The sequence below is a fragment of the Spirulina sp. CCNP1310 genome, from assembly GCF_034932185.1.
Taxonomy (GTDB): domain Bacteria; phylum Cyanobacteriota; class Cyanobacteriia; order Cyanobacteriales; family Spirulinaceae; genus Spirulina.
The window spans coordinates 24207-35098 of sequence record NZ_JAYGHW010000020.1 but is presented as its reverse complement, the minus strand read 5'-3'; the positions used below and the strand labels follow the sequence as shown (position 1 = coordinate 35098).

Sequence of the window (10892 nt, the reverse complement as noted above, 5' to 3'; positions counted from 1 at the left end):
GGTTATTTGGCGTTGGGGGATTTGGGGCGTTTTGGGGTGACGGAGGAGGGGTTGGTGGGATGGGTGCGGTCTGGGGCGGGGCGGGATGTTTTGTCGGTGGGGGATTGGGGGCGGTTGGCGGGGGCGGAGTTGGGGGTGTTGAGTGGGTTGGCGGGGGAGGTGGTGCGGGAGTTGGGGGGTGAGGAAGAAGTAGAAGGCAATGAGGTGTTAGATCTGAATCAATCCCAGGATGATCAAGTGGTTATTAATCAGTTACTTGCACAGCAACCAGAGTTAACCGAATTGGCGAAACTCAATGCAATGTTACAACAAAAAGAACCAAAAAAAAATCAATACATTACCAGTTTTGCGTCTTCAACCCCATTTAAAACAGCTTCACAATCACAATCTTCAACGGGTGAGTCTTCTTCTCGTCTCAACACGCCCCAGATCAAACCTACAGCGATAGAACTTTACAACCAAGGAACTAACCGCCGTAATGCAGGAGATTTGATGGGTGCAATTGCAAAATACACCCAAGCCCTCAACATTAGCCCTAACTATGCCGATGCTTACGACGCTCTCGGCATAATATACTGTGATCATTTACACGAATATCAGAAAGCTATTGATGATTTTACGAAAGCGATTGAAATTGAAAAAAATCAATCTAGTTATTGGGAAAATCGTGGTAGAGCTTACTTACTCTGGAAGCAATATGAAAAAGCAATTGAAAACTTCAATCGAGCCATCGTACTTGACCCATGTAACACCTCTGCTCATGGCAATCTCGGTGTTGTGTATAAAGACTTAAATCAATATCAAGAGGCAATTAAAAATTTCGATCAAGTTATCAACATAGATCGCCGTGACATCTATGCCTACTGCAATCGCGGCTCTGCTTACCATAATTTGGGATATTATGAGGAAGCAATTCAAGATTTCGACAGAGCTATTAAACTTGATCCAGATGATGCCTACGCCTACAACGGTCGTGGCTATGCTTACTATAAATTGGGGTATTATGAGGAAGCAGTTCGAGATTTTGACAGAGCCATCAAAATCGAACCAAATCACGTTTATTCTTGGAAAAATCGTGGTTTTTTACTTTATTATCAGTCTGGTTATCAAGCAGCTCTAGACAATTGGAATGAAGCCTTAGACAAACACATAAACCCGGATACTGAACCGTTGAATTGTGCGATTCTTCATCAGAGCAAGGGAAACGCTTATGCTGATCAATCTAACAAGTATTTTGGCGTGCATTCCTCTATTGAACAAGACCATCAAAGACGGTCTCTTTTTTTGTGTAAAGCGACAAAAAGTTATGAAACTGCTTATGAGTTGATTAAAGATCATCCTAGTTACACAGAGAACATATTGAAAATCCTTTTAAATTGGAGTATTTCGCTCAAGGCTCTAGGACTTGTTGAAGATAGCAATAAAAAGGTATTAGAAGCCATCCAACGTATTAACAAAAGAATGCTGGATTTTGCTGATCCCTTATATCGAAAATATTTGCGTCTTGAATTTCAATCTTTTTACTTTTTAAATGTCGATCGCCTCGTCAGCCAAAACGACCCCTGGCAAGCCCTGATCGAAGCCGAAAAATGGAAAAGCCTCGCCCTCACCTGGCTCCAAAACACCAACGCCGAACCCCAACCCCTCAGCCGCGAAACCCTCCAAACCCGCATCCAACAACTTTGCCCCAACCCCCACACCGCCATCCTCTACTGGCATCTCAGCCCCGCCCAAATCACCACCTTCCTCCTGCGCCCCCACCAAGACCCCCAAACCTTCAGCACCCTCACCGATCCCCCCCACACCCCCGCCACCAAAACCCAAACCAACTTCACCGAATGGCTCAAAAACTATAAAAAACAATACCAACAACACCGCAAAAAATCCCCCTCGTCCCACGGCTCCGCCGTGGGATGGACAACAGGCGGCTCCGCCGCCCATAGCCAGGAGGCAGAGCCTCCCCATAGTCATGACTTGGCAGAGCCAAGTCACGAGGAAGAGGAAACTTGGCGCGACCAACTCCCCCAAACCCTCCACCACCTCAGCCAAATCCTCAACATCCCCCAACTCCTCCCCCACCTCACCCCCATCCAAACCCTCATCCTCATCCCCCACCGCGACCTCCACCTCCTCCCCCTCCACGCCCTCTTCAACAACTCCAAAGTCCCCCTTGCCAAGGGGGATTTAGGGGGATTCCGCATCACCTACCGCCCCAACCTCACCCTACCCATCCCCACCCATTCCCCCATCCCCAACCCCACCCTCCTGATCATCAAAAATCCCCACAGCACCATCGCCACCGAAACCCTACCCTGGGCAGAAACCGAAGTAGACAGCCTCAGCACCCTCTACACCAGCACCATCATTGAGCGCCCCAACGCCCACCTTGCCCACATCACCCCACACCTCACCCAACCCAATCATCAATTTCACTTCGCCGGCCATGGCAACAGCGATCCCGACAATCCCCTAAAATCCTGCCTCTACCTCAACAACGAAGACACCCTCACCGTCGAAACCCTCCTCACCCTCAACCTCCCCGCCTACGATCTCGTCAGCCTGTCAGCCTGCGAAACCGCCCTCACCAATACCGGCGAATTCATTGATGAATTTGTGGGCCTACCCAGCGCATTCCTCAAAAGCGGCGCAAAACAAGTCCTCAGCAGCCAATGGTCGGTGGAATCCTTCCCCACAACCCTCACCATGATCGAATTCCATCGCCGCTATCGGGCCGGAATGCCCGCCGCCCAAGCCCTCGCTGAAGTGCAAATCTGGCTCCGAAACCTTACCCGCGAAGACCTCCAAACCTGGCTCCAAGCCGCCCAAACCACTTGGCCGGAAGAACTACTCTGGCGAGACAAACTCGATGAAATTGAACCATGGCCAGCGGGACACCAACCCTATCAAAACCCCTACTATTGGGCAGCGTTTATCGTGACGCAATAGGAGATCTGAATCAATAGGCAACACTAAGCGTTATACGCCTTGCTTAGGTTTTTTGCGCGTCAGCACTCAGGAGGACTTCATACATCAGAGCGCAGCGATCGCCAATTTCGAGCCGTGGTGTGAGGGGTTGCCTCCAGTTGTCGAACCCGCTCCAGTAGACCCGGAATACTTAACATCTCTTGGGTTGCAGCCTCACTTTCCTCGTCAGCCAAATAGGTTGCACAATCCATGAGTACCTGCAACTGCTCCAGAGAAAGCTGACCCATCAACACAGTGAGTTTATTTTGCAGTTCTGCGACAGATGCCATAGCAATTTCAAAAACTTTCCCTCAATTGTACTGGATTCGGCACTGGCTTGTTAAAGTAGGATGATTCTTGGAATGTCTGCTGTACAAGGGTTTCAGTCAACGAAAAACCAGTGATCCAACTTGAGGAGACCCGTGGCGATCGCCCCTCCCCTAAACCCGGAACTCCTCTACCCAGGTAAGATTCGCCCAACTGCCATCGGCTTGATAACGGCGGATCAGACGGAGGCGGTGATGGGGTTCCACCAGCCAACCCGCCTCCAGGAAAAAAGGATGGCCCGCCACAATCCGACGGGGACAATTGGCCGATGCCCCATTGGGGAGCAATAACACCTGATAGGGCATCGGCCCCGTCGTGAAATGGAGAGCCTGATCGCCAATACTGCCCACCGAATGCACAACCCGTTCCGTCGCCCCCTCCCCAAACCGTAACTCCTGCTCAAGGGTCTGCTCCCCCGTTTGAGTCAGGGTTAAGCCGGTGGGGACGGTGGTTTGGGGCTGCCAATCGGGGTAATAGGTGGTGGCTTCGCCACGCCATTCCCCCAAAAGTTGAGACAGGGTTAAGGGGGGACGGCTGGGGGGCGTGGCGTTGGTGCGGGTTTCCCGGATCAACGTCAGGCGATCCAGGTGGCTTTCCCGGTTATACAACTCCACAATCCGCAGCCGCGCATCCCCAAAAATTAGCCCCAACTCCGCCCCAAAATTGGCAAAGGGCCCCCACTGCATTGATCCTTGGGAAAATGCCCCATCGCTACAGGCAATAAACCCCCGCGACAGGCTTTGAAACTCAAACACCTGTGGTTGGGGTTTGCGGTTGGGGGGGAAATGGGTTAAAACCATTCGCACCGTTTTGGGGTCGGTGGCTGCGAGAACCAGGCGAGAGGGAATATCTTGGGCGATCGCCCCATCGGGGGCCAATTGGGTAAAAGACCCTTCCCAAATGCCCTGATTTTTTAAGAGATTTTCCCACTGGCTCGCCATTATTTTTCGTGCAGATTTTATCCCATGATATAGTCTTGCAATGCCTTCACCGCTAAGGGTTGGGATTGCAAAGAACGAATGGCGGCAGCATTAGCCTTGGCCCCGGCGATCGTCGTGATCAGGGGGATTTTATAGGTTAAACAGGTGCGCCGGATTAACATCCCATCATCCCGGGCCTCTTGACCCGATGGCGTGTTAATAATCAACTGGATTTGCTCGTTTTTAATCGCATCCAGCACATGGGGGCGGCCCTCATGGAGTTTCAGCACCAATTCCGCGTCAATCCCATTGTCCTTAAGACATTGATAGGTTCCCGCTGTGGCGATGATCTTAAACCCAAGGTCGATGAAATCCTGAATCACCGACACCACCAGGGGTTTATCCCGGTCATTGGTGGAGACAAACACCGTCCCGCCCAGGGGTAAAATTTCGCCGGCCCCTAATTCTGCCTTGGCGAATGCCGCCCCAAATTGGCTATCTAACCCCATCACTTCCCCGGTGGAGCGCATTTCGGGCCCCAGAAGCGTATCCGCACCGGGGAATTTCTTAAAGGGCAAGACCGCTTCCTTCACAGCAATATGCTGGGGCCGGATTTCTTCGGTGAAGTTCAACTCGGCCAAGGTTTTCCCCGACATCACCAACGAAGCCATTTTTGCCAACTGCACGCCGGTCACTTTCGAGACGAAGGGGACGGTGCGGGAGGCGCGGGGGTTGGCTTCGAGGATGTAGACGGTGTTGTTTTGGATGGCAAACTGAATATTCATCAGCCCGACGACGTTTAACGCCTTCGCCAACTTCACTGTCCAGGAGCGGATCGTGGCCACCACTTCATCACTGAGGGACATATAGGGGAGGGAGCAGGCGGAATCGCCGGAGTGGATCCCCGCTTCTTCGATGTGCTCCATGATGCCGCCGATGGTGACGTTGCCGGTGTGGTCGGCGATCGCATCCACATCCACCTCTACCGCATTCTCCAAAAACTTATCAATCAAAATCGGGTGATCCGGCTCCACCTGCACCGCAAACGTCATATACCGTTCCAGTTCAGTATCGCTATAGACGATTTCCATGGCCCGACCGCCGAGGACATAGGAGGGGCGCACGACGACGGGATAGGAAACGCGATTAGCGACGACGAGGGCCTCCTCATAGCTGCGGGCGATACCGTTGGGGGGTTGGAGAATGCCCAAGGGTTCGAGGATTTTCTCAAACCGCTCCCGGTCTTCCGCCGTATCAATGGCATCGGGAGAAGTCCCCCAAATTTTCGTACCACAGTCGGGGTTGGCGTTGAGGTATTCCTGAAGGGGAACCGCCAGTTTTAAGGGGGTTTGGCCACCAAATTGAATGATCACGCCTTCGGGATTTTCCGCCTCAATGATGTTTAGAACATCCTCTTTGGTGAGGGGTTCAAAATAGAGGCGATCGCTCGTGTCGTAGTCCGTTGACACCGTTTCCGGGTTGGAATTAACCATGATCGTTTCATAGCCCGCCGCACTGAGGGAAAAGGCGGCATGGCAACAGCAATAATCAAACTCAATCCCTTGGCCAATGCGGTTCGGCCCCCCACCGAGGATCATCACCTTTGGTTTATCGGAGGGAGCTACCTCGCTTTCGTCGGGTTCGTAGGTGGAATAGTAGTAGGGCGTGAAGGCCTCAAATTCCGCCGCGCAGGTATCCACCATTTTGTAAACCGGGATGATATCTAACCCCTTGCGATGGGCGCGGACTTGATCTTCATGGGTTTTGGTGGCAAAGGCAATTTGGCGATCGCTAAACCCTTGCTGTTTAATCCGCCGCATATCCGTGGCGGTAATTTCCGCTAGGGGGGTCTGCTTGAGGAATCGCTCCGTCACCAACAGATCCGCCAGCTTATCCAAAAACCACAGATCGATCGCCGTCAACCCGTGGATTTCCTCCACCGACATCCCCAATTTCAAAGCGTGGTAGATGCTGTAAACGCGATCAGGGTTAGGGGTGCGGAGGCTAGCGGCCACTTGGGAAAGGGTGGGGAGGGCCTCATTGCGATCGCACCCAAAACCATAACGCCCGGTTTCGAGCGATCGCAGCGCCTTTTGAAACGATTCTTGGAACGTCCGGCCAATGGCCATCGCTTCCCCGACGGATTTCATTTGCGTCGTCAACACCGGCTCAGAGCCGGGGAACTTTTCAAACGTAAACCGGGGAATTTTCGTCACCACATAGTCAATCGTCGGCTCAAAGGAAGCGGGGGTCTGCTTCGTAATATCATTGGCAATCTCATTGAGGGTATAGCCCACCGCCAATTTCGCCGCAAACTTGGCGATCGGGAACCCCGTCGCCTTAGAAGCCAGCGCCGACGACCGCGACACCCGTGGGTTCATCTCAATCACAATCACATCGCCATTTTGGGGATTAATCGAAAACTGAATATTCGATCCCCCCGTTTCCACGCCAATTTCCCGAATAATTTTCAAAGAAGCATCCCGCAACCGCTGATATTCCTTATCCGTCAGCGTTTGGGCCGGGGCCACCGTAATCGAATCCCCCGTATGTACCCCCATCGGGTCAAAGTTCTCAATACTGCAAATGATCACGACGTTATCCGCCAGATCCCGCATCACCTCTAACTCGTACTCCTTCCAACCCAGCAGGGACTGCTCCACCAAAATCTGCGATACCGGGGAAGCATCAATCCCTTCCTGAGCCATCACCTCATATTCTTCCTGGTTGTAGGCAATGCCCCCCCCAGTCCCCCCTAGGGTAAAGGCGGGGCGAATAATCAAGGGATAGGAGCCAATTTCTACGGCGATCGCCCGAGCCTCTGTAATATTCTTGGCAATTCCAGAGGGACAAACCCCCACGCCAATCTTAGCCATGGCCTCTTTAAACAGTTGGCGGTCTTCTGCCTTCTCAATGGCCTCTAATTTCGCGCCAATCAGTTCCACCCCATATTTATCCAGCACGCCATTTTTCGCCAGCGTCACCGCGACGTTGAGGGCGGTTTGCCCCCCCATCGTTGGCAGGAGGGCATCGGGGCGTTCCTGGGCAATGACCTTTTCAACAATTTCCGGTGTCACCGGCTCGATATAGGTGCGATGGGCCGTTTCTGGATCGGTCATGATCGTTGCTGGGTTGGAATTGACCAAGATCACCTCATAGCCTTCCTGGCGCAGGGCTTTACAGGCTTGTGTCCCCGAATAGTCAAATTCACAAGCCTGCCCAATCACGATGGGGCCAGCCCCCAGTAACAGAATTTTGTTGAGATCACTGCGACGCGGCATAGTTCGTAGAGCATAGTGGTTGAAATCTCACCCATTCTATAGCAACCTTTCCGGGCTGATTGTCAGATTGCGGAATCTCTTCATTAAATGCAGAAATTCCGACCGCCTTTGACGGAGAACTACTTTTTGTATTATAGTTTTGTATCAGATTTGACAAAAATAATCCAGTTTAGATTGATTCTACCCCTAAGTTAATGGTCGTCCGGTTGGCCACGAGACCTCTAGATTAGCCGTTGGGGCAAACGGATGGGTCGGTCCGAAGGGCGATCGCCACCCACCCGGCTCACCGGCGAGAATCAGCTCTCTTTCTTGCTCTCTGCATAGCAGACACAGTTTTTTATCGATCTTAATCAGATTGTGTTAAACTAAACATGAACGTTAGCATCGGAGATCTAAACTCAAGCCTTAGCTCAATGCTTTGTATTTAAAGTTTTTGACTTTTTCTAAATATTTTCATAGCTCACAATAACGATTATGATTAGTATTGAAACAAACACCCTAGAGCAAGAAATTGCTAAAGTCAGGAATAGCTTATCAGCAGATCGGTTAGATATGTCTTTTGGTGAATTAATGAGTATGTACACCAGTAGTGAGCTTATCATTGATCCTGAGTTTCAACGATTATTTCGTTGGAAGATTGAACAACAAACACGATTTATTGAATCTTTGCTTTTGGGAATTCCTATCCCTTCTGTTTTCGTGGCTGAAAATGAAGAAGGAAAATGGGAAATCGTTGATGGTCTACAAAGACTTTCGACAATATTTTCTTTTTTCGGTATTCTGAAAAATTATGATCAAAAAAATAATTGGGTTATGGTCGAGGGGGGTAAAGTCAAGTCTCTCAAAGGCTTAACTCTGGAAAATCTACCGCTCAAATTTCGATTAAATATTAAAAGATCAGTGTGTCGGGTTGAAATTGTTAAATGGGATAGTGATTATGATATGCGTTATGAGTTATTCAATCGACTCAATACTGGTGGTTCACCTCTCACAGATCAAGAAATCAGAAATTGTATTTTTAGGGGCATTTCTAAAGATTTCACAGAATTACTCAAACAATTAGCTGAGCAAGAGGATTTTCGAGAACTCATTCAACCTACTCAAAGGCAGGAGGAAGAATTATATTTACATGAATTAGTATTAAGATTTTTCTCACTATTCAATAATCATCACAATGTTTCTGATCGCTTATCAGAGCACATGACTCAGTACATGAAGAGTGCTTCTCAGCATCAAGATGATTATGTGCCAAAAATTGAGATTTTCAAAAGATCAATATGTTTAGTTGCACAAATTGGTTCTGAATTGTTTAAAGCAAAAAATAATCAATTTTCCAGCAGCCTTTATGATGGTATTCTTAACGGTGTTGCGGCTAACCTAGAATATTATGAATCTCATGGTATATCAGAACTAGCAAGTCGCATTGAAGAACTTAAAAGTGATGAAAAGTTTAAAGGTTTTTCAGGAGTTGCAGCCAACTATAAAAAGCGAACAAAAGGACGGATTGAGCGAGCTTTAGAGGTCTTTGCTATTCATGAATAGCTTGGAGGAGTTGCTTTTTAGTTCCTACAGTGACCTAGAAAACAAAATGGTGCAATGTAAAACATTGCATCGAAAGTATAACCTTACACCAGAACATCGAGACTTTTTTGTGCAGCAGTCGGTTTTAAGTATCTATGCTGCATGGGAAGGATTTCTCAGGAACTCATTAGAGTTTTATCTCCAACAGTTGACTCGATTGCAACTTGATTATGCCGAGTTAAGTGATACTTATCTTACCTACCAAACTGATAAAATTTGTAATTTTAGCCAATCAAAATCACAATATAAATCTGTAAAAAAGCTATCTGTTCAACTGCATCAAATGTACTTAAATAAGGTCAATTTTGAGAGCAAAATTAATCTACAGTCTAATGCCAGTTGGAAAAATACAAACTCAGTTTTGGAGAAGTTAAATTTAAAGTCGATTGAGCAAGAATATAAAATAAAGCTTGATAAGCTTTTAACATTTAGAAATTCTATCGCTCATGGTGAAAATGGTATTCCAGTTAATCAAGATAATCTTGATGAATTTACAATTCTTGTTCAGGATCTTGCTGTACAAGTCATAAATGCGATTATTGAAGGCTTTAACACACAGGTTTATCGAAAATAAATTTTGATTAACGCGATGGAGGGGCGAAAAATTTTTGTGCCTCCGGCAGGCTTACGCCAACGCCCCTCCACACACTTATCTAATTAGCCCGAACTTATGGAATTGGCTTAGAAAACCGCTGGGCTGGGTCGCCGTCCAGAGGTTTCACTAAAACAGGGTTCCGTCCCACCGACGAGGATCGTCACATCGGTAAAATCGCGATCAGGGCCTTCTACTTCAACTGTTCCAGTGCGACCAACGCGGCCTTCCCCATCGTCATCCCAACCCATCAAAATCCCATTGCCATCATTAAGGGAGCCTTGAAATTGGGTGGCATCCACTTGGGTAGAAATTAACGTGTTGATGTAACGATTTTCGGTGGGTGTGTAGACATCCATATAGAACACATAGGGAGTATTGGCCCGGAAACGATATTCAACAATGATGGAATCATTGCGAGTCGCCACGATATTAACGCCATTGCCTTCGAGAGGGCGAATCGTACCGCCGCCTACCGTGCCGAGATAATCACTGCGGCCGGCAAAACCGAAATCATCGAAGGGTTTTACCTCTTCAAACATCGGAATTTTCGTCGGGTTGCTGTTGGGGTTTGCCATGATTCCGACAATGGAACGGTTTGCCCCTTGGGTGCGGCGAATTTCAAATTCGACAATCGTATCTTCGGAAAATTGAATCACTTGGTTGCCCAGTCCGACGGCTTGGGCGGGGATCAGGGACAAGGCCCATAAAATCGTTGCTAGGCTGGTGGTGAATAATGTCCGCATTGTTGCAAAGCTCCTCAAAAATAATGAATTAGGAGGGGTTGGGGTCGCTGCCCCAACCCCAGGCAAGAGTTACCAAGTCAAAAAAGCCGGATTGCCATAGAGGGCTTCTACTTCCCTGACTTCTTCCCGTAGGCTGTTGCCCGTTTGCTCCAGTTCCATCAGCCGCACACAGGCAGCAGGAAGGGGCTTCGTGGCATTGGGGGAATCGGGGCGGGCGAAACGGCGGGGGCCTTCATCACGGGCGATCGCCCCATTACAGGTGGTATAAACCGTGTCCGCCTCACTGTTAAACAGGTTGACGCGATCAATCAGATCGCTAATTTCCGGCGCGTTCAGGTCAAAAATCGGGGGGTTATTATTCCAAACATTCGTGCCGGTAATATCCCCTTGACTCACGGCTTGGGCGGGTAAACCGAGAGCCGTGAATGCTAACAAACTAAACCAAAGAAAATGCCGTTGCATCGTGAATTTCTCCTTATCA

General features: G+C 49.0%; 8 protein-coding genes. 3 read left to right on the top strand and 5 right to left on the bottom strand.

All coding sequences use genetic code 11. The features are described 5' to 3' along the window. Positions 1–2946, top strand: a 2946-nt coding sequence (locus tag VB712_RS06930) for a CHAT domain-containing tetratricopeptide repeat protein (RefSeq protein WP_323253495.1), incomplete at its 5' end; no start/stop codon positions are given. Positions 2947–3023: 77 nt separating this feature from the next. Here the strand turns inward: VB712_RS06930 and VB712_RS06925 are convergent. The 3 genes from VB712_RS06925 to carB all read right to left on the bottom strand — a co-directional run bounded on the left by VB712_RS06925 (position 3024) and on the right by carB (position 7492). After that, positions 3024–3254 (bottom strand): hypothetical protein, encoded by a 231-nt coding sequence (locus VB712_RS06925; RefSeq protein ID WP_323253493.1) that lies wholly within the window; start codon positions 3252–3254, stop codon positions 3024–3026. A gap of 150 nt (positions 3255–3404) precedes the next feature. After that, positions 3405–4232, bottom strand: a complete 828-nt coding sequence (locus VB712_RS06920) for a DUF3598 family protein (protein WP_323253491.1) — start codon at positions 4230–4232, stop codon at positions 3405–3407. Positions 4233–4249: 17 nt separating this feature from the next. Then, positions 4250–7492, bottom strand: a complete 3243-nt coding sequence (gene carB / locus VB712_RS06915) for a carbamoyl-phosphate synthase large subunit (protein WP_323253489.1) — start codon at positions 7490–7492, stop codon at positions 4250–4252. 474 nt (positions 7493–7966) lie between these two features. Between carB and VB712_RS06910 the strand changes: the two genes are divergently transcribed. Next, a complete protein-coding gene (locus VB712_RS06910) occupies positions 7967–9034 on the top strand; it encodes a DUF262 domain-containing protein (RefSeq protein ID WP_323253487.1) in 1068 nt (355 codons plus the stop codon). Continuing rightward, positions 9027–9647, top strand: coding sequence for an MAE_28990/MAE_18760 family HEPN-like nuclease (locus VB712_RS06905; protein WP_323253485.1), 621 nt, complete (start codon positions 9027–9029; stop codon positions 9645–9647). The genes VB712_RS06910 and VB712_RS06905 overlap by 8 nt, the downstream gene beginning before the upstream one ends. Positions 9648–9754: 107 nt before the next feature. Here the strand turns inward: VB712_RS06905 and VB712_RS06900 are convergent, their stop codons facing one another. Next, on the bottom strand, positions 9755–10411 hold the full coding sequence (locus VB712_RS06900) for a hypothetical protein (RefSeq protein WP_323253483.1): 657 nt from the start codon (positions 10409–10411) through the stop codon (positions 9755–9757). 69 nt (positions 10412–10480) lie between these two features. Then, entirely contained in the window at positions 10481–10873 is a 393-nt protein-coding gene (locus tag VB712_RS06895; RefSeq protein ID WP_323253481.1) for a hypothetical protein, read from the bottom strand. Between the last annotated feature and the right edge of the window lie 19 nt (positions 10874–10892).